Annotated in this window: 19 protein-coding genes and 1 riboswitch; of the genes, 13 read left to right on the forward strand and 6 right to left on the reverse strand. The window is 54.7% G+C overall.

Annotation, left to right across the window (positions count from 1 at the left end; all coding sequences use genetic code 11):
- Window positions 1-46: 46 nt before the first annotated feature.
- Window positions 47-1,009, forward strand: a complete 963-nt coding sequence (locus AC0YNV_RS19460; protein ID WP_475769508.1) for a phosphotransferase family protein — start codon at window positions 47-49, stop codon at window positions 1,007-1,009.
- A 154-nt stretch (window positions 1,010-1,163) separates the two neighbouring features.
- Here the strand turns inward: AC0YNV_RS19460 and AC0YNV_RS19465 are convergent, their stop codons facing one another.
- A complete protein-coding gene (locus AC0YNV_RS19465; protein WP_475769509.1) occupies window positions 1,164-3,404 on the reverse strand; it encodes a hypothetical protein in 2,241 nt (746 codons plus the stop codon).
- Window positions 3,401-7,606, reverse strand: coding sequence for a hypothetical protein (locus AC0YNV_RS19470; protein ID WP_475769510.1), 4,206 nt, complete (start codon window positions 7,604-7,606; stop codon window positions 3,401-3,403). The genes AC0YNV_RS19465 and AC0YNV_RS19470 overlap by 4 nt, the downstream gene beginning before the upstream one ends.
- Window positions 7,607-8,016: 410 nt before the next feature.
- On the opposite strand from AC0YNV_RS19470, the gene AC0YNV_RS19475 reads away from it, so the two are divergent.
- Window positions 8,017-8,799 carry a YheC/YheD family protein gene (locus AC0YNV_RS19475; protein ID WP_475769511.1) on the forward strand — a complete coding sequence of 261 codons (783 nt, stop codon included), beginning with the start codon at window positions 8,017-8,019 and terminating at the stop codon, window positions 8,797-8,799.
- A 152-nt stretch (window positions 8,800-8,951) separates the two neighbouring features.
- Here the strand turns inward: AC0YNV_RS19475 and AC0YNV_RS19480 are convergent, their stop codons facing one another.
- A complete protein-coding gene (locus tag AC0YNV_RS19480; RefSeq protein ID WP_475769512.1) occupies window positions 8,952-9,851 on the reverse strand; it encodes a LysR family transcriptional regulator in 900 nt (299 codons plus the stop codon).
- 135 nt (window positions 9,852-9,986) lie between these two features.
- On the opposite strand from AC0YNV_RS19480, the gene AC0YNV_RS19485 reads away from it, so the two are divergent.
- The 3 genes from AC0YNV_RS19485 (at window position 9,987) to AC0YNV_RS19495 (ending at window position 13,647) form a co-directional block, all read left to right on the forward strand.
- Window positions 9,987-10,733 (forward strand): SDR family NAD(P)-dependent oxidoreductase, encoded by a 747-nt coding sequence (locus AC0YNV_RS19485; RefSeq protein ID WP_475769513.1) that lies wholly within the window; start codon window positions 9,987-9,989, stop codon window positions 10,731-10,733.
- 286 nt (window positions 10,734-11,019) lie between these two features.
- Window positions 11,020-11,127: riboswitch (guanidine-I (ykkC/yxkD leader) on the forward strand.
- 83 nt (window positions 11,128-11,210) lie between these two features.
- Entirely contained in the window at window positions 11,211-12,548 is a 1,338-nt protein-coding gene (locus AC0YNV_RS19490; RefSeq protein WP_475769514.1) for an APC family permease, read from the forward strand.
- Between the two features lie 178 nt (window positions 12,549-12,726).
- The gene (locus AC0YNV_RS19495; protein WP_475769515.1) at window positions 12,727-13,647 is read left to right on the forward strand and encodes a helix-turn-helix transcriptional regulator; all 921 of its coding nucleotides are present in this window, start codon (window positions 12,727-12,729) and stop codon (window positions 13,645-13,647) included.
- Between the two features lie 10 nt (window positions 13,648-13,657).
- Here the strand turns inward: AC0YNV_RS19495 and AC0YNV_RS19500 are convergent, their stop codons facing one another.
- Window positions 13,658-14,218: an N-acetyltransferase family protein gene (locus AC0YNV_RS19500; RefSeq protein ID WP_475769516.1), complete on the reverse strand. Its 561-nt coding sequence runs from the start codon at window positions 14,216-14,218 to the stop codon at window positions 13,658-13,660.
- Between the two features lie 154 nt (window positions 14,219-14,372).
- Between AC0YNV_RS19500 and AC0YNV_RS19505 the strand changes: the two genes are divergently transcribed.
- The 5 genes from AC0YNV_RS19505 (at window position 14,373) to AC0YNV_RS19525 (ending at window position 17,499) form a co-directional block, all read left to right on the forward strand.
- On the forward strand, window positions 14,373-14,972 hold the full coding sequence (locus tag AC0YNV_RS19505) for a beta-xylosidase family glycoside hydrolase (RefSeq protein WP_475769517.1): 600 nt from the start codon (window positions 14,373-14,375) through the stop codon (window positions 14,970-14,972).
- 97 nt (window positions 14,973-15,069) lie between these two features.
- Window positions 15,070-15,369, forward strand: a complete 300-nt coding sequence (locus AC0YNV_RS19510) for a hypothetical protein (RefSeq protein WP_475769518.1) — start codon at window positions 15,070-15,072, stop codon at window positions 15,367-15,369.
- 207 nt (window positions 15,370-15,576) lie between these two features.
- The gene (locus AC0YNV_RS19515) at window positions 15,577-16,356 is read left to right on the forward strand and encodes a hypothetical protein (protein WP_475769519.1); all 780 of its coding nucleotides are present in this window, start codon (window positions 15,577-15,579) and stop codon (window positions 16,354-16,356) included.
- Between the two features lie 23 nt (window positions 16,357-16,379).
- A complete protein-coding gene (locus AC0YNV_RS19520) occupies window positions 16,380-16,853 on the forward strand; it encodes a hypothetical protein (RefSeq protein ID WP_475769520.1) in 474 nt (157 codons plus the stop codon).
- Window positions 16,854-16,926: 73 nt separating this feature from the next.
- Window positions 16,927-17,499 (forward strand): CBO0543 family protein, encoded by a 573-nt coding sequence (locus tag AC0YNV_RS19525; RefSeq protein WP_475769521.1) that lies wholly within the window; start codon window positions 16,927-16,929, stop codon window positions 17,497-17,499.
- Here the strand turns inward: AC0YNV_RS19525 and AC0YNV_RS19530 are convergent.
- Both AC0YNV_RS19530 and AC0YNV_RS19535 read right to left on the reverse strand, forming a co-directional pair.
- A complete protein-coding gene (locus tag AC0YNV_RS19530; protein ID WP_475769522.1) occupies window positions 17,496-18,278 on the reverse strand; it encodes an ABC transporter ATP-binding protein in 783 nt (260 codons plus the stop codon). The two genes, AC0YNV_RS19525 and AC0YNV_RS19530, sit on opposite strands and share 4 nt — an antisense overlap.
- 33 nt (window positions 18,279-18,311) lie before the next feature.
- The gene (locus AC0YNV_RS19535) at window positions 18,312-19,535 is read right to left on the reverse strand and encodes an MFS transporter (protein ID WP_475769523.1); all 1,224 of its coding nucleotides are present in this window, start codon (window positions 19,533-19,535) and stop codon (window positions 18,312-18,314) included.
- Window positions 19,536-19,652: 117 nt separating this feature from the next.
- On the opposite strand from AC0YNV_RS19535, the gene AC0YNV_RS19540 reads away from it, so the two are divergent.
- The 3 genes from AC0YNV_RS19540 to AC0YNV_RS19550 all read left to right on the forward strand — a co-directional run bounded on the left by AC0YNV_RS19540 (window position 19,653) and on the right by AC0YNV_RS19550 (window position 21,592).
- A complete protein-coding gene (locus AC0YNV_RS19540; RefSeq protein ID WP_475769524.1) occupies window positions 19,653-20,477 on the forward strand; it encodes a helix-turn-helix domain-containing protein in 825 nt (274 codons plus the stop codon).
- Window positions 20,478-20,608: 131 nt separating this feature from the next.
- A complete protein-coding gene (locus tag AC0YNV_RS19545; RefSeq protein ID WP_475769525.1) occupies window positions 20,609-21,076 on the forward strand; it encodes a MarR family winged helix-turn-helix transcriptional regulator in 468 nt (155 codons plus the stop codon).
- A gap of 66 nt (window positions 21,077-21,142) precedes the next feature.
- Window positions 21,143-21,592, forward strand: coding sequence for a peroxiredoxin (locus AC0YNV_RS19550; RefSeq protein WP_475769526.1), 450 nt, complete (start codon window positions 21,143-21,145; stop codon window positions 21,590-21,592).
- The last annotated feature ends 319 nt before the right edge of the window (window positions 21,593-21,911 follow it).

The raw sequence follows: 21,911 nt of genomic DNA on the forward strand, positions 1-21,911 counted from the left end.
ACTAAGAAAATAGAGTTTAACCATGAGAAACGAAAGGTGTCATGACATGGAAGCAGAACCCAAACTGCCTGAGGGTGTGATGCTGCCGGACGGAACGCTGAACAGCGAGCTGATCAGCAGGCGGGAAATCATATACCGGGGAATGAACGGGCAGGCGGTTGAACGGATCTACATCTTGCCCGGGCAGAGCTATATCTATAAGCCGTTAACGAATGATGACCAGTGGGGAAAAGAAAAGTGGGTCTACGATCACATCCTGCCGTCGCTTCCTCCCATTTACCCCAGAATGCTGCTCAGCTCCTTCAATCTTCAAACCGGACGGCACACCATCATTTTCGAAGACCTCGGCCATCTGGAGCACGGATTTCGGGAACCGGTGGCCGTAGAGCTGGCCCGACAGGTTGCAGGCTTGCATTCGCTTAGTACGGACCATCTGTTCCATGCGCCGCTTAGGGGGCCCAAGCCCCCCATTGAAGCGATCGTCGGCGAGCTTCTTCGTGATCAAGCCGAAACGATTGAGGCTTTATCGGATGTGTCTATTCCGCGAATGCGGCTGGAGACCCTGTACGAGGCTATGGCGCAGTCGGTGTTTCCGGATCTTCGGGTTGTTTCCCATGGCGATTTGCATTCAGGCAACTATGCCCTTGCAGCGGGCCGGCTGGTCGTGCTGGACTGGGAGCACACCCACCTCAACTCCCCGTTATGGGATCTGTATCATATGATCGATATGTCTCATCCCTTGTTTCCGAAGAGAATGACAGCGGACAGCCGCAATGCAATTCTGCAAGCGTATCTGGAGGCTGCTGAAGGCAGGGGTTATTTATCCGGAATAAATGCGGCGGCTTTTATAAGGGAGTACATGCTGTTTGCCTCCATCTTCTCCATCTGGATGCTCCGCTTAATCCAGGGCGACCTTGCACGGGATGACGACAGATGGCCGCGCGCTCAACTTGAGCAGCAGCTGGAGGAGACTACCGCAAGTCTGGAGCAATGCGCAGACTGGTTATAGCCAGTCCGGGGACCACACAAAGAAGCTGTAATGGATTGGACGCCATTACAGCTTCTTTGTGCTGTTCCGAAGGATAATGAACATGAGCAGGAATAATTTGTAGGGATCCAGCAGCGCTGGCAGCTGCCGCAATGATCGGTTTGCGGGCGGAACGCTAAGCCTGCAGCGCCGGTAGCGGGAATGGAATGACGGCAAATCCGCTGACGGCGCCCTCGCTCACTTGCTGGACGCCAATTGTGATGAGGCGGTCCATATGCTGCGGAATAGGCAGGGCCAGCGTCTCGTACAGATGAAGGCCGTTTTGCGCTTCCTGCGCCTGATGGGTGCCTGGCGAGCCGCGCCGCACCAGCTCTTCGGGTGACGCAGCGCCGTCGCACCACCAAACGGTATAGCGGCCGGAAACAGCCGGCGTGGTGAAGCGGATTTTCAGCAGTGTCCGGTGAAAGAAATCGATGCCAAGCAGCTCTGCTGTGAATGGCGGCGGAACGTCGGGAATTGCCGGCAGCCTCACCGCTCTCACGACTCCGCCTGGCGGGCCGCTGCGGCCATAATAGGCCAGCCTGGCCATATAGGTAACGACAGCAGTTGCCGCTGCTGGAGGAAGCGGGTCGCTGAAAACCAGCTCCTTCGGCAGATTGTCGACCGGGAAATCTGCCGCCTGCACCCATAGGGAAGGATGCTTGAGGTCCTGAACCAATCTGCCGGACCCGGAGCCGAAAGCCATGCTGCCCGAGCCGGCATTCCCGGAAACACGGAAGACAATGTCGGTACCGCTAACGGCAACAATGTTCTCGGTCACACCGCCGGTAGAGAATATGCCCCCAATAAAATCATTGAGCGCATTCACGCCCGTTACGGCTGCGCGGTATAGGCCGTCGCCGGCTGGAACAGCGCTGCCAAACCCGGCGTCCGTCGTCCGCGGAGCGGCGTTCTGCCTGTAAATAACCAGCCTCCCTCCCGTGCGCCGGACGAGTGAATCCGGCTTCCAGTCTGCTTCGCCGGGGATATCGGTCCGCCGCATAATGCGCGCCATCCCCGATTCATAAGCAGCCGATTCCAGAGGCGGCGGAGGCGGATCATGCCGCAGCGTCAACGGCGTTGGCGGCGTCCAGGCGGAATACCCGCTGACGCGGTCCCAGCCGTCGATGGCCCGTGCTCTGGACTGCAGCAGCACGTCGGGGAAGCTGACGTCGAAGGAGCGGGCGGATGAGTAGACAAGCGGCGGGTCCTCCGGCAGCCGGGAGCGGTTGAAGAAGGTCCGGTTAAGCTCACGCTCCCCTGTCGCAGGGCTGGCAGTGACGATCTCCTCCAGCTCCACGCCATGAGCCCTAATGTCGGACTGCCTGGTCAGATGGGTTAACCGCACTTCAAAGCGGTCCGCCAGAAAAGGCAGAGGCTTGAAGGCTGCCAGTGTCCGGCTGATCGAAACAGGCACGGCGGGCTGCGGGGATACGGCTTCCGGCAGGCGCACTTCCGCGGAGATATACTGGGGCATGTCTGGAATTCCCAGTTCTGCGGCCGTTGTCGGCATCACAACCGTCACATTGCTGGTTTCCCCGCTGTCCGCGTCGCGAATCCGGTAGGCAAACCCAAAGTGATCCGGAGATTCCAGTGGCGCTGCGAGCTGATTGTCCAGATCGCTGCCGGCTGTGTCCGGTCCATCATGGTAAGCAAAGCCGCAGAGCAGCGCAATCTCCCAGCGCAGTCCAAGCAGCAGCTCGAACAATTCCCAATCCGTGGGTTCCCCGGCGATGGCATCCGCGGGAACGGATGCTCGGGCCTTTTGCCCGGTGCGGACGATATCGGCCCATTGTTCCTCCGTCAGCGTGACGGGCTGGCCATAACGTTTGCCTGCTGTATTCAAGTCGGCATCAAGACTTTTCTCCACGGCAATTTCAGCGATGCGTTCCCAGTTCAGCTGGCGGTCGCGGAATAAATCAAGCATGCGCAAATCCTCAAGCATCCCTCCCGTGCCGAGCATCGCAACCGTATCCATGGCTTGTCCTTCGACGTAGACAACTGTGCCGTCCGATACCGAACGCACAGCCTCGAGCTCACCGGTCTGCGAATTTTGAAACTCGATCCGGGCAGGCGCCCCTCTCCAAACGAAGGTGACTGCCTGCGCCGGCCCGGGGAGCTTAAATTCATCTGCCAGCAGCAATCCGCCCACCGACTGGCTTCCCAGCAAGTCCCACCAGCCCGGCGGATAAATCGACAGGGATACCCGGGACGGCACCATCCGCAGGTTCAGGGGGGCCCTTTCAATAATGACCGCCTGCGGCAAACCGCGGTATCCGCCCCCGTCCGCAAGCTCCCTAAGCGGAAAATGCCAGCGCAGCCGGTTGCCTGCCGGTGTTTCGCTCAACCAGCCTATCGATGACAAATAAATCGTCATGGCTTATCGCCTCCTGATTCGATAACGGATGTCAGATCAACCCTTGGAAACTCCCCGGGCAGCGGGAGATGAATAAAAGCTTTCCTGTCGGCATCGACTGGCGGAGGTGCTCCATCAGAACCGGAATCCTCCGTATCCCCTGTATTTCCTCCGCTGCTCCCCGCTTCGATATTCCCGATTGCATGTACTGTCAGGTTCTGCAGGGTATGAATATTGTGCACCAGGTCATCTGCCTGCCGGAGGCTGGCATCGTTTAACGGTTCGGCCATCCGGCCCGGATTGACTACTGGAAACGGAACAGGACCAGGTATTGGAAAAGGACCGGGTTCCGGAAAAGGAATCGGTCCGGGGATTGGACCAGGGACCGGTATCGGGATGTCCGGCAGATCCCAAGGGAACGGAGGCCGGGCGGAAGGCAGCGGCCAGGTGAGACCAAGCGGCTGCACGAACCGTAATACAGCCGTTTCCGGCAGCAGCCCAGCGGAGTCCCCGGGGTAAAGCCGGGGCAGTCCGGCTCTAAAAGGATCAAAGGTCAGCTTAAGCGTGTAGTCGCCCCGCGGCAGCCGTGTCGGAATGCCGCCTAACGATCCGGTTAGAAAAGCGGAGCTCCCGTCGAATCCGGGCAGCACGGAAATCTCCAGCTCCAAGGCACGCCGGTGCGTATAGCCGGTCGGGCAGCCGGCAGCCGGCTCGACATGCCGGATAGCGAGGGTGAGCGTCACCCGCCGCCAATCGACAGGCTCAGGCGTGCGCAGCCATATGGCGTACGGTCTCCCTTGGGCATCGCAGACCGCTTCGACCGTGGTCGCCGGGACCGTATCGTTAATATCGGCCAGCGCGGCGCCGCCGAGGCCGAACAGTGCTCCGCTCTCTGCTGCGAACCTCGTGAAGCGCAGGGCGGAGGTTTCGTTCAGCGGGCCGATCTGGGAAGCAAGCGGGGCTGGCAGTCTCCACTGGCTTGGCGGCGCCTCCAGTTCATCGGGGAAGGGAGTGAGCGGAGTGGTGACGATTGGAAAGTCCGCAATCGGCGTGAGCTCATTGATAGAAAGCAGCGGGTTCGCGGGCAGGCGCTTGTTCAGCACAATATTGCCGATGCCGCTGGCCCCGCGGTAATGACGGACAGGGTCGATTTTACCGTATTTGACAGGCCTGCCTGATTGGGGCAGAGGGCACTCGGCGACGCTGTGCCTGCCTGAGCTGTCATAATAGGTGGACAAGCCCGTATGCGGCCAGGCCAGATGAGCCTTGAAGCCCATGAAAGCAGACACGCAGCCGGACCATTCATCGATGCGGACCTCTCCGTTTTGTGGATGCTCGAACAGAATGGTCAGCTTGGCCGGTCCGGATTCTCCAGGCAGCGAATTCATCACGATTTCCTGATCGGGAGCAGCGGTTCCTCCGTGAGCGGCAAGCCAGCTGCGGCTCTCCGGGGGAAGCGAGCTGGCGCCGTCGGCGGCGGGCAGGGGCGTGAGGGTTTCTGTTATCTCGCCTCCGCTCTCATAGGTGATGCGAAGTTTAAGCGGCGTCTCCGCAAAGATGCCGCTTACATACGGCACCATGAAGCGGACGGCAGTCTTATAGCCTCTGTAAAGCGGAAATCCGAAGCCGAATTGGGTCGGATCCCACGTATTCAGCGTCCATTGCGTCCAGGGATGCTGAGCCTTGGCGAAGATTTTCATATCGCCGAAGGTGGAATAATACATATAAGGACGCAGTGTTTCCGGATACGCAACCTCGAAATCTTTGTCATAAAACCATTCCACGGGGCTCGAAGGCGGGAAGGGCGAGGAAGCGCCGCCGCCGGACGGATGGACCGCGTTTGACGCGCCCTTGATATGAAGGCGGTACCGGCCGGGCATGAGCAGCTTCTTGCTTAAGATGCCTGTCCAGGATTTGGCAGACTCCAGATAACGGATCGCATAAATGTAAAGGGGCTGACGCCCGGATGCCGCCCGCAGGCGGAATTGATCGACAGGAGCCGGGAAATCGAACCGGGCTGAGACAAGCCGCAGGTTCTGAAAGACGGCGCCGTGGTCCTGGAAAACCGCCGCTGCCCCGTCTTCAGACACAAGCGAAGGATAAGTCACGAAGCGTGTGGACCGGGCGAGAATAAGGAACAGCACGATCTTCGAGACCTGAAGGGATTCGCCGTCATTTGTCACAAATCGGAGGGTAAAGCCGCTTGTTTGCAGTATCCGCGTCGGAATGTCCGGTTTGAATGCTGTCAGCAGACGGTCCCCCTCGGCTGCAGGCGTCAGCTCAAGCGATGCGAAGCGCCGCGGCTGCACAGGCAGGAGCTGGGGCGGCCCGTATCCGAAGAAGGTATCCACAGTCCTTGCGGGAGAATCAAGCGGAAAGGTTGAGGTGTCAAGCTTCGAGGTCATCCATGCGTACGGGTCGCAGCCAAGCACATGAAGCTGCGCCATGCCGCCGCCCGGCCCATCCGCCCATACCGCCCGCACATCCGGTACCGGAATAGCGTGGACCAGGTCGGTCAGCTCGAGCTCCAGCAGCTCGTCCGTCACCGTATAGCCGCCTTGAACAGACGGGCTGACCGCCTGGCTGGCTTCCACTTTGCCCGTCCGGTCGGTTACCCGCCTGCTGAAGGGCACGACCAGTTCCAGATCCGGCCAAGGCTTGTCCGTGTCCAGATTCCACTGCAGGTCGCTGACGACGTGAATGGCATCAACCGGCTGCTTCTGAACCGTCGGCATTCCGCCAATAATATAGGTTCCGGCGGCCAGCGGCGAGGATATGGAGGGGGGGTTCACGATATCGTCCCCGAAGGACTTGCTGAAGGGAACATCGGGAATCGGCCATGGGAGGTTCAGCTTGCCTGCGATCTGAAACCGGAACAGGGTCGGGCTTGGAAAATATACCTCCGCTTCCGCATCTCCGCTGAGAATAAATTCGAACTTCCACACTTTTATGCCAATTTCGCCATGTACCTTGATGCGGGCGTTCACCAGCAGCGGGTCCCAGCCCATATAGGCATGAAGTGAGACGGCAAGCTTGGAGATGAGCTTCAGAATATCCCCGATTTCAAACGTTCCGCCGATAGCAAGCGTCGCGCCGAAGGCAATGCGATGATGATTGATGCGAAGATACGCTTCCGCCTTCTGCGAGAAAAGCAGGCTGATCACAGGAATCTTCTGCAGCACCTCCAGCTTCACCGGCTTGCTCTCGGTACCCAGATCCAGATACCAGGCAGTGGGGTCGGAGAACGAGAAGAAGATATCCAGCTGGCCGCTGCCTTTCAGCAGCTCCAGATCGATATTGACGCCTACTCCAAGGGCGAGCGAGGCGCTCTCTGCGTCAAACACAAAGTAGCCTTCGGCGCCAAAACCTTTCTGCTTCAGCAGGACGCCCTTCCCTCCAAAAATAAACGTGCCGCCGGGGAGCAGGAAAGCGAAGCCGACGGGATTCAGCTCAATGGCGTAGCCTTCGTCGGCCTTGGTGCATATCACCGTTCGGATTCCCACACCTACCGAGGTTTGATCAATCGGGCCGGCCATCCAGCGGTCGATGCTGCTGGTTTCCCGCGCCCATTTGACATAATCGGCCGCTGTCGGCTCTGCGATCGGCAGTCCCTCCTTCTCCAGGCGGGCCACAAAATTGTATGCAAAATCGCCGCCGATTCCCCGCAGCCCAAGCCCGGTCGGCCCAAGCGGAATCGAAACGCCCTTGGGCAGCTCCCCGTCCAGTCCCAGCACCAGCCCGCGATCACTGAATCCGCCATAGATGGCCGCGCCAATGCTGAGCGGAATCAGCTTCAGCGAGCCTTGGCCCATCCAGCTGTTTTGCTGCGCGTCAAAGCCGAAGCCGAGACTTCCCTTGTATTTGTCTTTTGACCCGATAGTCAGATCCCCAAGTACCGTCTGCCAATGCGTGATCCGGATTGGCGGATCCTCGCCTGTTATGCGGATGTCCTCGCGTGCCCGCGAGACAATCACTTCCACCCGCATGAACGCCGTTAAGCCGGAGAACGTGAAAGGCCCCCGCAGAAGCAGGGTGATCGTCTCTTCCAGATCGTTGACGGCGATGATTTTGATCAGCGGCGAAGGAGAGATGACTTCCCCTGCCTTAAGACCTCTCAGAAACTCATACAGCTTGTCCTCCGCCATTCCTGGAAGAGCTTCCACAAAATCGGCGATCGCTTTCCAGATCATATCCCGGATCAGCTTTTCGAACCATTCGAACATAATAAGTCTCCTCTCGCGCTTGCGCCTTATATTGGACGAAGAGGGGTCATCGGGAAGCGGCATGATGAGCGAAGCCGTCGGGTATGAACAAGGGAGAGGGAGACAGAAGGGAAGCGGGAGATAGAAATCAAGGGAATTTAACATTTTCCTGTTCAATATAACATATCGCCCTGAAGGAGAAATATAGTCGTCCGGACTCGTAGCGGGTCCAACTTTCAGCCTATTTCTCAGATGCATTCCGACCCCTTCTTCGCCTGCTTGTCGAATGAAGCTGGATTATACAAGCGGCAGCCTCGGGGGATTCGCCCTGTCCCTGCCCGTGATGACAGGAACAGATATCCGCGCCTTATCTGTACGGTTGCACAATTGCCCCTGATACGAGCGGCATATAGTATCAGGAGGTGAGACCATTGAATCGAAAGAATTATAAAAGCAATACGATCTGGGGCAAGCTGCGCGTCTGCAAATACCTGTCGGCAAGCCGTTCGCTCAGGGAAAATGTTCCATACACTGTCCGCTTGACCTTGCCCCAATTGTACTCCATGTCCGCGCGGTATTCATCGCTGTACATCAAGCCGGATATCGGTTCGCTTGGCATTGGCGTCTATAAATTGAATCGGATGTCCAAAGGCTATGAGCTGCTGTCTTCCCGCAATAAAAGGCAGACCAGAAAAATTTTCCGGAATATTTCTTCCGTCTTCCGCCATATTCAAGCCGGGCAGAGAGGCCAGAAAATGATCATTCAACAGGCTGTAAAACTGGGCCGGCTTGCCGGACGGCCGTATGATATCCGCAGCATGGTCCAGCGCAAGCCGGGAGGCTCCTGGGTATGCACGGGAATAGCGGCTAGGATCGGAGCGCGGAACCGGATTGTTACCAACCTTTATCAAGGCGCCAATATGCAACCCCTCCATTCGCTTCTGCAAAAAAAGGGGATGTCACCCGCGGCGCGGAGCGCTTGCCTGAAGCGGATAACGTTCAAGTCCCTGACTATTGCAAAGGTACTGAATGCCAGGCGCTCAGGCATGCATGAGCTGGGTATTGATTTGGCCCTGGACCCCAGGCATCGGCTGTGGATTCTGGAGGTCAATTCCCATAGCCCGCAGTTCCATGCGTTGAAGACTATATACCCCTCCGCTTATCGTCGCATGATGTCGTTTGCCAGAAGCTATGGCAGGCGCAGCGGGAATTGAAACAGCGTAATGCAAAGGGTGGTCGTTCGGAACGCCGGCAGCAGCTGCAGTACGCGGCGGAATATCCGGATTAAGCAGAATGGCTCTGTCATGGGCAAGCGGGCATGAGTCGTTTTTGTTGTGCGGGTACTCAACAGGAAACGGGACGCTCCTCAGGCCATGCTGCCGCTTGGTTCCTGCAGCTCTGTCTTAAGGAAATGGAAGACTCTCGCCCCAGCCTGCTTCAGCGGATAATCCGGGGCTCTGCAGACGATGCCGCAGGTCATGTCTGTAATAGGGCTGTCCAGCGAACGCATAGTGGTTCCGGCCGGGGCGGGATTCAAGGCAATCCGGGGGACAAGGGCGATTCCAAGCCGTTGTTCGACATAATATTTCAGAGCGGCCATGCTCCCGATCTCCATCATGTCGATAGCGGTCGTTCCTGATTCCTGGAGCGCTATCTCGAGTTTCCGGCGGTAAGGGCAGCCTATGGAAGTAATGAGCAGGCGATGCCCGCGGATATCCTCCGGTCTGATGACGGCTTGCCTGGCAAGCGGGTGTCCCTCGGGCATCAATACGACGAACGACTCCGTATATAAAGGTTCGAAATACAGCCCGGAAGCAAGCTCGGGAGCTGAGCAGAGCGCAAGGTCGAGAGTACTGTGGAGAAGCTGCTCGCATAAAGCCGGTGTGCTGGCGATATCAACGGAGATACGGATATTGGGGAACCGGTTCATGAATTTCCCGAGCAGGACGGGCAGCCGGTAGCTGGCGCCAGGCTCAGTTGCTCCAAGGCGGATCATTCCGGCATCCCCAAGCTTCAAATCTACCAGACGATTCTGCAGCTGCTGTAGATCCTTGACGATGGGCAGGCTTTGTTCATACAGCAGTCTTCCTGCCTCTGTCAGCCGGATTTTTTTCCCTCGTTCGATTAATTGTACGCCCAGATCGGCCTCCAGCTTCTGAATTTGCATCGTTACGGTGGATTGGGCATAATTCATTTCTTCGGCGGCGCTCTGGAAGCTTCCGCGGGCCACGATCCTGTGAAAGGTGTTTAAAGCTTTCATATCCATCCTTGCAACCTCCGTTACGAGTTCAATTATAGTGAACAAAGTCTTCAATTTATTCAATTATACAAAATCGGGATAACCCTTTAAAATAAAGCCAAGATCGGATACTGACCAAGCCTACACACAAACAAGGAGTGAATGCCAGTGGATTTGAACAGAAAAGTGGCTCTCGTTACAGGCGGAGGCACCGGAATCGGCCGGGCGGTAAGCCTGCTGCTGGCTGCGAAGGGAGCGGCAGTAGCCGTCAACTATTCCCGCTCGAAGGCCGAGGCGGATGAGACGGTACAGCTGATTGCCGAAGGCGGCGGGCGCGCAATCGCGATTCAGGCGGATGTTTCCAGGGACGAAGAAGTGCGGCAGATGGTGGACGTCATTATCCGGCATTTTGGTTCTGTCGATCTGCTCGTCAACAATGCAAGCATTACCCGGCATATTCCTCTTGATGACCTGGAGGCGGCAGGGGATGATGTTTGGGATGAGCTGTATGTTGTCAATGTCAAAGGCATGTTCTACTGTGCCCGCGCTGTCGCCCCCTGGATGAAGAAAAATAAGCAGGGTGCTATTGTGAATCTGGGCAGTATAGCGGGACTAACCGGCTCAGGCTCCTCTCTGCCCTATGCGGTATCCAAAGCGGCGGTGCACGGCCTGACGAAATCATTGGCCCGCGCGTTGGCGCCGGAGATCCGGGTCAGCAGCGTAGCTCCGGGAGCAGTTGCGACAAGATGGTGGACAGGCCGGGAGGAACAAATGCACAAACGGGGCGGAAAGCTGCTTCTGCGGCGCATTACGACGCCCGAGGATATCGCCGCCATCATCTGCGCCGCTCTGGAGCAGGAATCGATGACCGGACAAATCATTACGGTGGACGGCGGGCAGACGCTGTAGCGGATATTTGAGACAAGCAAGCCATTTACGGAGGAATTCAGCCGTGGGAGGGCTTGCTTTTTTTCATCTGCACCCGCAGAGGATTAACCGGAATTACCGGATTTCTTAGTGGGTTACTCAGGTCATATATAACATATTATGTTAGGTGAATAAAAATAATTAAACAAAAAGGTTTTCAAAACCCTGTTTGTTATGTTATATTATCTTACATAAAATATGAATGCATGGCATTGCTTATCCAACTCAGACAAGAATGTATGTTAATCTACCATCAAATATGAATAATTCACAAGTTTTCTAGGGTTCCGCGGTTGGCATGCCACCGGTCCGGTCCAAGAGAAGACGCACAGCAGGGCCTTTGCTGTGTACACGGAGGGACAAAAGCCCGGGAGGATATCAGATGATGATATCACCCGGGCATTTTTATTTTCGGTGCCTGAAGGGCCTGTCAGTCCTTGACGAAGGGTGAGAGAGATCATGAAAGAAGAAGTAAAGCTTCGCCAGACCTTAACCTTGTTTCAGGTTGTTTTCCTGGGGCTTGCCTGGATGACGCCGATGATTTATTTTACCGTCTACGGCATTGCTTATGATACCTCGCGGGGGATGCTGACGGTGGCGTACCTGATTGCGGTTATCGCCATCTTCTTCACCGCCCGCAGCTACGGCGTTATGGCCAGGACCTATCCTGCATCAGGCTCGGCTTACACCTACGCCGGAAAGTCGCTCCATCCTTATGTCGGCTTCCTCGTCGGCTGGGCGCTCCTGCTGGATTATCTATTCTCGCCAATTATCGCTTGTCTGACCTTCGGGATCTATCTGCACGCGCAATTCCCTTCCGTCCCGACCTTTGTCTGGATCGTTCTGCTCAACGCGGCACTTGCTGTCGTCAATATCATCGGCATTAACTTCTCTGCGATTATCAGCAAGCTGTTCGTCCTGCTTCAGCTTACATTCATCGCCGTATTCTGCTTCTTCCTGATCAAAGGGCTGACCGGGGCGGAAGCCATCCATCCGCTGCAGCCGTTTGTCCATGCGGGGATCCCGTTCTCCACTATACTGGCTGGCGCTTCTATTATCTGTTTCTCGTTTCTGGGCTTCGACACCATCACCACGATGGCGGAAGAGACCGTCGATGCCAGGAAGACGATTCCAAGGGCCATCCTCATTATTATCATAGCCGCAGGCGTCATGTACCTGATTCCTTCCTATTTGACGCAGCTGGCGTATCCGCAGCTTTCCTTTGTCAATTTGGATTCGGCCGGCTTCGAACTGGTGAGAATGGTCGGCGGAGCCGGGCTGAGCGCGTTGTTCATCACGATTCTGATCCTGGCGATCTTCACCCAGGGACTGACGTCGATTACAAGTGTTTCGAGACTGCTGTATGTGATGGGCCGGGATTCGATCCTGCCCAAGCGGATATTCGGTTACCTGCACCCGCGCTTCAAAACACCGACACGCAATATTATCATTACAAGCGTCATATCGCTGCTGGCTTTGACGATCAGCCTGGACGCCGCGGTTAAATTCGTCAGCTTCGGCGCGCTGACCGCCTTCGTTTTCGTCAACCTGTCCGTTATCGCAAAACGTTATCTGAAAGACAACCAGCGCTCGTTGAAGCAAACGCTGCTTTATCTGGTGTCACCGCTCCTTGGGGCCGGCTTTATCATTTACCTGCTGTTCCAGCTGGACCGGAATGCGCTTCTTGCAGGCTCCTTATGGATGCTGCTTGGCATTGTCTATCATCTATACCGGACAAGAACTTCCCAGGCAGCCGGGGAAAGACTCAAGCCAAGACCTGCGGAGACTCAAATCTAGATCAAAACGCAGCTATCTCAAAGGGTCGGGCAGGCTTCATCTGTTCGACCCTTTCTTCCTCCAGCCGGGCTTTCTCGACAAATTCGTTGAGAAGAAGGTCATTTCATCGGCTTTGTAGAAGAAAATAATTGTGATCTAAATTATAAAATCATATATAAAGGTGAGGGAGGTGCTTAGCTTGAAGCTGGATCGACTGCTCGCCATCACCATGACGCTGCTAAATCAGACCCGGGTCAGCGCAACGGAGCTGGCTGCACGGTTCGAGGTCTCTCTGCGGACGATTTACCGGGATATGGATTCGATTAATCTGGCTGGCATTCCGATTGTTTCTTTTCCCGGCTCGGATGGGGGCTATGAGATATTGCCCGGCTACCGCCTGGACAAGCAGATTTTGTCGCTTGAAGACTTTTCATCGATCTGCAGCGCACTGCGCGGAGCCCGTTCCGCAACGGACAACCCGGATATCGACGGACTGCTCACGAGAATAGGAGCTCTGATGCCGGGTAAAGCAAAGTCTGCCGATACCTATAAAGTCGATCTTGATTTTACCCCGACCCCCAACGATAAGGACAAGCTTGCGCCTATCCATCAGGCGATTAGACTGCAGCAGCTGGTCAGGTTCGACTATCTGGATAACCAAGGGACAGAAACGCAGCGGACGGTTGAGCCCATGGGGATCTTTCTGAAGGGCTACGTCTGGTATATGTACGGTTATTGCCTCGCCCGATCGGATTATCGCGTATTCCGAATCAGCCGCGTCAACAAGCTTGCCGATTTGCCGGATACGTTCATCCGCCGCAATTACACCCTGCAGGATGTCGAGCGGCGGTTTATGAGTCAGGCCAATTTCGCAAAGGTGAGCGCTGCTTTGCGTTTTGATCCCGCTGTCAAGACCAGGGTGAGGGATGAATTTGGCTTTGATGTCGTTACCGAGAATCCGGATGGCACGCTGTCGGTTAACGCCCATTATTCATCAATGGAGCGGGCCATTCAGAATATTCTCAGCTACAGCTCGTATGTCATGGTAGCCGATCCGCCCGAATTAATTGCCGAGCTGCGGAAGCAGGTGGAGAATATGATGCTGCATTATCAATCATGATTCCAAACCCCTACAGGAGCTTGACCATATGATCGTATTCAGCGCCCGCAATATCGATTTGTCCATCCGAAACATAGCCCTGGCTCATATACAGTTTCCTGGCCCGGGGATTGTCTGAGCTGACAATAAGGGCGACCCGGTCATATTGCTGCCGGGCGGCCGCGGCTTCGAACGCCTGCATCAGCCGGCTGCCAATTCCTTGTCCCCGGCAAGCGGGATTCACTGCGAGCGAGTCCAGATAAAATTCGTTCTCCCGCGACTCCGCCGGGAAGCTGGCAAGTATAATGCCTTTCCTGGCGGCCAGCCGATCCAGCAGCGGCTGGTCCAGTTCCGCGATCCGGCTGCCATGATAGAACAAGGCTGCTCCGACCGCTTCACCGTCCTTCTCGGCAACCAGCACATTTTCATAGCTCAGCCGATTGTTGCGCTGTTTGTACCACTCGCTCATAGCGTGGATAGCAGATGCAGGATTATCGGTTCCGGTCAGTACATAAGCAATGCTGCCGATCGCATCATAAAGCAGCGGAATGACCTGCCCGGCATCCTCCGGTGCAGCTGGACGAATAATCATACGGTACCTCCCATTGGTTATGCGGCGCCTGCGCTCTGGAAGAATGCAAGGCTGTGGAATGATTTTATAATATAATAGTTGAAGCTGCGAGATTAGGAACGGGTCATCTGCGGTTATTGTTTATGAATCTATACTATGAAATGGAGTGAAAGGGATGGCAGGTCAGCACAAAGCAGCAAACGAAGTCCATTTTTCCCGTTTATCAGAAGAAGGTTACCGATGGCTGAGAGAGGACAAGGCTGGATGGCGGTCAGAGGGAGAAGCGCTGCATATTGCCGCTCTTCCGGGAAGTCTCTGGGAAGACAGCAATAACGCACGCAATATTCTCGTACGCAGCAAGGGCTTTACGGGGGCTGTCCGACTGGAAGTTGAAGTAACGCTGGCGCCGGAGCGGAACTCGGAGCAGGCGGGACTGCTGCTTTATGCGGATGATGATAATTATATCAAGCTGGTCAAGGAGCTTGTAAACGATAAGCATGTGGTCGTGCTGGCCGTCGAGGTTCAAGGGGCAACCCGGGTTCTCAGCCTCGTCAAGATGGCAACGGATGCCAGAACAATCCGGCTTCAGCTGGACTGGAGCGGGAATGAGGCGGCGGCGCGTTTTCTGGAGAGCGAAGACGGCATCTGGACGGAGATGGGGCGGTATGCCGGGCTTGAAGCGGGAGCGTTCAAGCCCGGTCTGTGTTCGCATGGCGGCGGGGAGACTCCGGCGCGCTGGGCAGTGTTTACGGGCTTACAGCTAACGGATTTGTAACCAGCGAGGCAAGAAAATTCTTGACCGGCGTTCCGGATCCGGACAATCGGGGTAATATATACCCGATAGCCTATAAATCATCAAGGAGGCCGCCCGAATGGATAAGAAACTCAGCGAAGATAAAGATTTGGTCACACAGCGTGATATTGATAAGCATGCCGGCTTGTTTGCCGATGAGATTCCGGAGGATGAGGTTCAGGGCGATGTGGACGAGCTGCTGGAGGTTTATCCCTACGATGCGGTCCTGAAGGCGGATGAAGATAGAGTTGCCGAGGCGGAAGCCGATGTCGACAGCACTCCTGTTGACCCGGCTGCGCCGCAGGAGGAATTCCACGGCACAGACCTGCTCAATGGGGTCGGCAATGAACCGGAGGAAGAAGAGCTGGACGAGCATTAGGACATCTTGTACATCTTTGTCTTTCTAATATGGAAGAAGCGGTCCTGGCAGGCACAGGACGCTTCTTTTTTTTTGGATAACAAGTCACTCTGCATATCCCGCCTTGCGTGAATCCGCGAGAGCGGGATTTTGGCTGATCCGGAATATTTGCACGGGATGTGGCAAAGATAACCTTATTCCAATACAACCAACAGGAGTCCACCGATCATGCCCTCCAAAAACAATGGCGTCAAGTCGTCCCAACGGTACGTTTCCGCCTATATCAGTTCCTATAATATTAACCTTATGCATGTCCGGAATCCCTGGGTCGTCGCCTGGTGGTCTGCTGCTTATCCCGGACTGGGCCATATGATGCTGAGCAAGAATATCACTGCATTTATTTTGATTCTCTGGGAATCCGTCGTGAATTATGCGTCAGGAATTAATATGGCTATTTTCTACTCCATTACCGGTCAATTTGAGCTGGCTGTCCAGGCATTGGATACGGAGTGGTTTTTGTTTTACATAACGGCGTATCTCTTCTCTATATGGGACGTCTACAAGAAAACGGTCCAGTACAATCATGATTATGCGCTGAGCAGCGCGGAAGGCTTCAACGTCTTATCAGATAATATATCCTTTCTCGAGAGGAACAATCTGGTAAAGAGAAAGCCACTGATGTCGCTCCTGTGGTCCATCCTGGCTCCCGGTCTCGGGCATATCTATCTCAACTCCCTTCCATCAGCCTGCATCTTCATCGGCTGGTTCATGGGCGTAGTTTACCTCTCCGGCATTCTTCCCGCCATCCATGACAGCATGGAATTTCACTTTGCTGCTGCCAAAGCGGATTTGAACATTCAATGGTTTCTTAATCTTCCTTCTCTTTATACCTTTGTGGCTTACGATGCCTACGTGATTACCGTGGAGTACAACCGCTTGTTCAAGAAGGAGCAGGCCGCCTATTTCAAGCAGGACTATCAGGACCAGCTGTATGACATGCCAATTTGAAGGAATGGAGTGAGAGATCAATCATGTATGTCGTCGCCTCGTTTGAACATTCCGGAAGGCTCGAGCTTGCGATTGCGGAAATCCAGAAAATCGGCGTTTCGAAACAGTCCATCCTGGTTCTGCCTCTTGATAAAAGAACAGAACCCAATCACACCCTGGATACCATTCATTATACAGACGGGAAGAGCTTTGTGGACTTATCGGCCATTATCGGAGCGGTTCTGATGCTGCTGGGGGGCATATACGGTTTTTTACTGAAATGGGGACCTGTACTGTGGGCATTAATCGGACTTGTAGCCGGAATTCTCATCGGATTCGTCGTGGATTACTGGCATACCAATAAAGGCAAGAAGAAGACCTACAAGAGCGATAATCGGATCGATGTTTTCGTCATGGTCAAATGCAAGGAGTATCAGACAGAGAAGGTAAAGGATCTGCTGTGGAACCAATTGGCTCTTGGCATCACCGTCTTCAACAAGGAGGAGCCGACTGCATGAGGCGGGAAACGGCAGCAAAAGGCACTGAAAGGGATCGGACGCATTCATTGCATCGTAAAAAGGGTGATTGAAGATGGCGGTTAAGGAAAGTCCTACCTTTGAGGACATAAAGGAAATAAGCGAGGAATGGAAGGAACTCAGGAACGGGTACTGGCTGCATCACGACTTATTTACGCCGCAGTGGTGGTTTTTGCTGGCTGCGCTGATCATACCATGGGTGATCTGGTGGAAGCTGGTCGACCGTTCGCGGTTAACGCAAATTGTTATTCTGGGTTTGATTACGATTATTGTGGTCGATTGTCTGGATGATATCGGCTCGATGAATATGTACTGGTCATACCCCTATCAGCTGCTTCGTATATCTCCGCGGCTGATTTCCGTCGATTATAGCATGCTGCCTGTCATCCACATGCTCACCTATCAATATTTCAGAAGCTGGAAGCCGTTCATGATCGTCCACCTGATTCTGTCTGCGGTGTTCGCTTTTGTATTTGAACCGATTATGGAATGGCTGGGCATCTATGAACCGCATCTTTGGAAGCATATCTATTCGTTTCCTATTTATTTTGCTCTGGCAATAGCGGTCCGCTGGGTGACGGAAAGAGTTATGCACAGTTCCGCCGCCCGGCGGCGCCAGCTGCCCTAAGAATGAGGGCGGAGATAAATCCGATTATCATGGTTTTCCACGGTAACGCGATTCTCGAAGAAGGCGCTGAGAATATCAGCATTCATGACCGACTCCCTCTCGCCGGCTTGAACGACCTGCCCGCGCCGCAGCAGCAGTATATGGCTGAAGAGAGGCAAAATTTCCTCGGTATGGTGAGTGACATAGATCAAGGTCGGCGTGTCCGTACGGGACGCCAGGGCTGTAATCGCCGATAGCAGGCTTTCGCGGGAAAATAAGTCCAGCCCATTGCAGGGCTCGTCAAGGATAAGCAGCTGCGGATTCGCCATCAAGGCGCGGGCGATAAGCAGCTTCTGCTTCTCTCCCTGCGAGCAGGTGCGGTATTCACGGCTCCACAGCTTCGTGCACTGCAAGGCCTCCATGCAGGCGTAGGCGTAGCTGATATCTTCCTCAGAGGGACGGTCATACAGCCCGATCGTGGCGTACTTGCCGCTTAGCACAATACGCTCCCCGGAATCGGTGCCGTACAGCTTATCCTGAAGGGAAGAGCTGACCCAGCCGATCGACTGGCGCAAATGGCGGACATCCGTTTCGCCGAGCGTGCGGCCAAGCACCTTGATGCTGCCTTTTGTCGGCCAGAGATAGCCGTTAATCATGTTCAGCAGCGTCGTCTTGCCTGATCCGTTGAGGCCAAGCAGCGCCCAGTGCTGCCGGGGCAATACCCTCCAGCTGACCTCATTCAGCAAAAGCCGGTCCTCTCTCTGCCAGCTTACTCCCTGCATATCAATAATCGTTTCCATATTATGAAGGTCCTCATTTCCATTGCAAAGTTTTTAAATCCGACGGTCCTTGGGCAGAAGGAATGCACATACACCGAGCAGAGGCAGATAGGCGCATAGATGAATGACAAGTGAAACGCTGGTCACATCCATCAGCCAGCCCAGCACAATCGAGCCAAGACCGCCGAGTCCGAAGGCGAGCCCGAAGAACAAGCCGGATACCGTCCCGACCTTGCCGGGAAGCAGCTCCTGCGCATAGACGATGATAACCGAGAAGCCGGACATCAGGATGGCGCCGATAAACAGGCAGAGTACAACGGACCAGAAGGCGTCGGCATAGGGAAGCAGCATGGAGAAGGGCGCTGTGCCGGCAATGGAGAACCAGATCATCCGCTGCCTGCCGAAGCGGTCAGCCAAGGGTCCGCCGAGCAGCGTGCCGATCATGCCAGCGAACTGCAGGGCAAACAAGCATATTTGGGCCTGCTCCAAGGGGAGCTGATAGCGGTTCATGAAATAAAAAGCATAATAGCCCGTCATGCTGGCAATATAAACAAACTTGGAGAATAGCAGCAGGATAAGGATGCCAATGGCGAAGTTAACCGTTCTTCTGCCGAGCTGCTGTGTATTTGGGGCAGCCGTCCTGGGAGCCGCAGTCTTGACGGACCGGGACTGCCTGCCGTACCATCTGCTGACCGCAAGCTGCACGGCAATACCGATTACGGCGAGAGCGGTAAACCAGAGGAAGCCGAGCTGTCCCTGAGGCGTTATGACAAAAGCGACCATCAAAGGCGCCAGAGCCTGTCCGGTATTGCCGCCGACCTGGAAGATCGACTGCGCGAGCCCTTTGCCCTGGCCTGCCGCCATATGGGCAACTCTGGAGGACTCCGGATGCAGCACGGAGGAGCCGACGCCAATCAGCGCCGAAGAAGCCAGAAGCATCCACAGCTCAGTAGAAAAGGCCAGCCCGATCATGCCGAGCAGCGTGAACGCCATGCCGGCGGGCAGCAGGACAGGCATAGGCTTCTTATCTGTATAATAACCGATCAGAGGCTGCAAAATCGATGCCGTGATGCTTAAGCAGAACGCAACCCAGCCGATCTGGGCGAAGCTTAACTGCATGGATTTCTGAAACAGGGGAAATACGGCCGAGACGACAGATTGCATGGCGTCGTTAAGCAGATGGGCAAGGCTGACGCCGAGCAGGATGTAGAAGGCTGTGCGATTGGGCTTGTTCAGGGAAACGGCTTGCGATACTGTTTGTCCTTTCAATTGCGGCATTGGTTATCATCCCCCTTTTTAATTTCCTTATTTTACAGGAGGGAAGCGGCGGAAGTCGCCGCGAAAAGTGCTATTCGCGGGAGCAATAATTGCTATAATAAGCACAGGTGAAGACAGATGAAAATCATAATTGAAACGCCGCAGCTTGCGCTGTGGCGGATAGAAGAGGCTTTTTCCAATCTGCCGCATGTCCATGAGGACCGGCTCCAGCTGACGATTCCAACCAAGGGAATCTGCTACCTCACACAGGAGAACAAGGATTACGGTATCAGGGACGGCCATGGCCTGCTCCAGTACTCCGCGCAGGAACACAGCTTCCGCATCGGGGAGGATTCCAGCGTGATCGTCATTCAAATACGCAACGACCGGCCCAGTGATTTCTTCCGCGAGCCGGAGGTTGATTTTGCCATGCAGCAGACATTCGATCCTTCTCTTATTATGAAGCAGTTCCAGAGCTGGTCATCGGAGCTGTTCAGGGGCGATCCGGCCGATCCGCTCGCTGTGGACGAGACGGAATCGCGGGTGCTCTCCTTCCTGTATTACAGCTTGAAGGGCAGTCATGCCATTAATGGAGGGAACCCGGTACCCTTCAGCGCGCCGGGGGATGGGCTGACCTCTTCAGACAGGCATATGACCAGAGTGCTGGATTATATACACGCGAGCTATACGGATCGAATCAATATCGACACATTGGCGGCCATCGCGCTCCAGAGCCGGTTTCATTTTATAAGGACATTCAAGGCCTATACCCATAAAACTCCGTACCAGTATGTCCTGGGGCTGAGAATGGAGGAGGCCAAGAAGCAGCTTCGCCAAGGGGGCTGCACCATAACCCAGATGAGCGTAAAGCTTGGCTTCTCCAGCACCAGCCAGTTTTACCGGGCTTTCCTGAAGGCGGTTGGCGTTACACCGGAGGAATTCCGGACAAGCAGCAGCCGCTGACAGCGGCCGGACAGCAGTTCAGGATGGGTGCATGCTGCGAAGTTGACATTCCGCTCCAGATTGAGCTATGATAAGTCTATCAAATTTAATTGTGCACAAATGAATTTGACAACTAGAGAGGGCAAAGTAAAATGATGAGCCAAAATGAACATGAATATTTGAAGCTGGACAATCAACTATGCTTCTCCCTATACGCTGCCTCCAGAGCGATTTCCCGGATGTACCGCCCGCTGCTTGACGAGCTTGGACTGACGTATCCGCAGTATCTGGTCCTGCTTGTACTGTGGGAACGCAGCCAAAGCACCGTGAAGGAGCTCAGCGAGACGCTTGATCTTGATTCGGGAACGCTGACGCCGATGCTCAAGCGCATGGAAGCTGCGAATCTGGTGGAGCGAAAACGTTCGACGGAGGATGAACGGATTGTTATTGTGCGGATTACCGAGAATGGGCTTGCCCTGAAGGAGCGGGCGGTGTGTATACCGCAATCGCTGTTTGCTTCCAGCAATTTGCCCCTGGAGGAATTGACGGCGCTGAACGGCCAGATCAAGAAATTGATGGCGCAGATTAATGCAGCTATGCCGCAGTCCGGCACAAGCTGATAGACGGACAGGCGGAAACCATCAAGCCAGGCGAAGAAAGGCTATACAACACGGGGGGAGTTCACAATGCTGCAAGTTGGAGATCAGGCGCCTGTATTTGAAGCGGAGAGCACGAAAGGAAAGGTAGCTTTGCAAAACCATTTGGGCAAACAGCCGATCGTACTGATTTTTTATCCGCAGGACGAAACCCCGTTATGCACCAAGCAGCTGTGCGCTGTCCGCGATTCCAGCAAACAGTACGAAGCTGCCAATGCGCTCGTTCTGGGGGTTAATCCTGGATCGCTGGAGCATCACAAGCGTTTTGCGATGAAGAATAATTATGATTTTCCGCTGGTTACGGACACGGACAGCCGCATCAAGGACAGCTATGACGTCAAGAAAGGGATTCTCGGGATCATCGGACAGCCGCAGCAGCGCGTTGTGTATGTGATCGGGAAGTCCGGCAGGATCATTTATGCCAGGAAAGGCAACCGCCCGACGGAAGAAATTCTGGCAGCCATCGGCTCAACTGAATGATACGTAATGGAACGGGAGATTGTCATGATGCGCAGCAGGTGACCGTTTCTCCGCCGCGGAGAAGCGGTTTTTTATTTCCGGTCAGGGAGAGAAAATGGCGGCTTTTCCTTGATTCAACATGATTGGAAAAATAAATTGGGCAATAATGTGTCTAAACATTTGCTTTATAGAAATGGCTGTGCTATTATAAGGTTACTCGTAAACAAAGAACCTGCATTCACTCATTGAAAAGGGTTGGCATTTGTGAGAATGATTCCTTTTTCAATGTGTGAATTTTTTATTTGCTTCTCTGAATAAAAAGGTACATGTTAATTTATTT

The sequence above is a fragment of the Paenibacillus sp. JT31N11 genome (assembly GCF_056269285.1).

Bases quoted from the DNA above. Each gene is read 5' to 3' on its own strand.
- AC0YNV_RS19460 (WP_475769508.1), top strand. From the start codon at position 47: ATGGAAGCAGAACCCAAACTGCCTGAGGGTGTGATGCTGCCGGACGGA.
- AC0YNV_RS19465 (WP_475769509.1), bottom strand. From the start codon at position 3,404: ATGACGATTTATTTGTCATCGATAGGCTGGTTGAGCGAAACACCGGCA.
- AC0YNV_RS19470 (WP_475769510.1), bottom strand. From the start codon at position 7,606: ATGTTCGAATGGTTCGAAAAGCTGATCCGGGATATGATCTGGAAAGCG.
- AC0YNV_RS19480 (WP_475769512.1), bottom strand. From the start codon at position 9,851: ATGGATATGAAAGCTTTAAACACCTTTCACAGGATCGTGGCCCGCGGA.
- AC0YNV_RS19485 (WP_475769513.1), top strand. From the start codon at position 9,987: ATGCCAGTGGATTTGAACAGAAAAGTGGCTCTCGTTACAGGCGGAGGC.
- AC0YNV_RS19490 (WP_475769514.1), top strand. From the start codon at position 11,211: ATGAAAGAAGAAGTAAAGCTTCGCCAGACCTTAACCTTGTTTCAGGTT.
- AC0YNV_RS19500 (WP_475769516.1), bottom strand. From the start codon at position 14,218: ATGATTATTCGTCCAGCTGCACCGGAGGATGCCGGGCAGGTCATTCCG.
- AC0YNV_RS19505 (WP_475769517.1), top strand. From the start codon at position 14,373: ATGGCAGGTCAGCACAAAGCAGCAAACGAAGTCCATTTTTCCCGTTTA.
- AC0YNV_RS19510 (WP_475769518.1), top strand. From the start codon at position 15,070: ATGGATAAGAAACTCAGCGAAGATAAAGATTTGGTCACACAGCGTGAT.
- AC0YNV_RS19515 (WP_475769519.1), top strand. From the start codon at position 15,577: ATGCCCTCCAAAAACAATGGCGTCAAGTCGTCCCAACGGTACGTTTCC.
- AC0YNV_RS19520 (WP_475769520.1), top strand. From the start codon at position 16,380: ATGTATGTCGTCGCCTCGTTTGAACATTCCGGAAGGCTCGAGCTTGCG.
- AC0YNV_RS19525 (WP_475769521.1), top strand. From the start codon at position 16,927: ATGGCGGTTAAGGAAAGTCCTACCTTTGAGGACATAAAGGAAATAAGC.
- AC0YNV_RS19530 (WP_475769522.1), bottom strand. From the start codon at position 18,278: ATGGAAACGATTATTGATATGCAGGGAGTAAGCTGGCAGAGAGAGGAC.
- AC0YNV_RS19535 (WP_475769523.1), bottom strand. From the start codon at position 19,535: ATGCCGCAATTGAAAGGACAAACAGTATCGCAAGCCGTTTCCCTGAAC.
- AC0YNV_RS19540 (WP_475769524.1), top strand. From the start codon at position 19,653: ATGAAAATCATAATTGAAACGCCGCAGCTTGCGCTGTGGCGGATAGAA.
- AC0YNV_RS19545 (WP_475769525.1), top strand. From the start codon at position 20,609: ATGATGAGCCAAAATGAACATGAATATTTGAAGCTGGACAATCAACTA.
- AC0YNV_RS19550 (WP_475769526.1), top strand. From the start codon at position 21,143: ATGCTGCAAGTTGGAGATCAGGCGCCTGTATTTGAAGCGGAGAGCACG.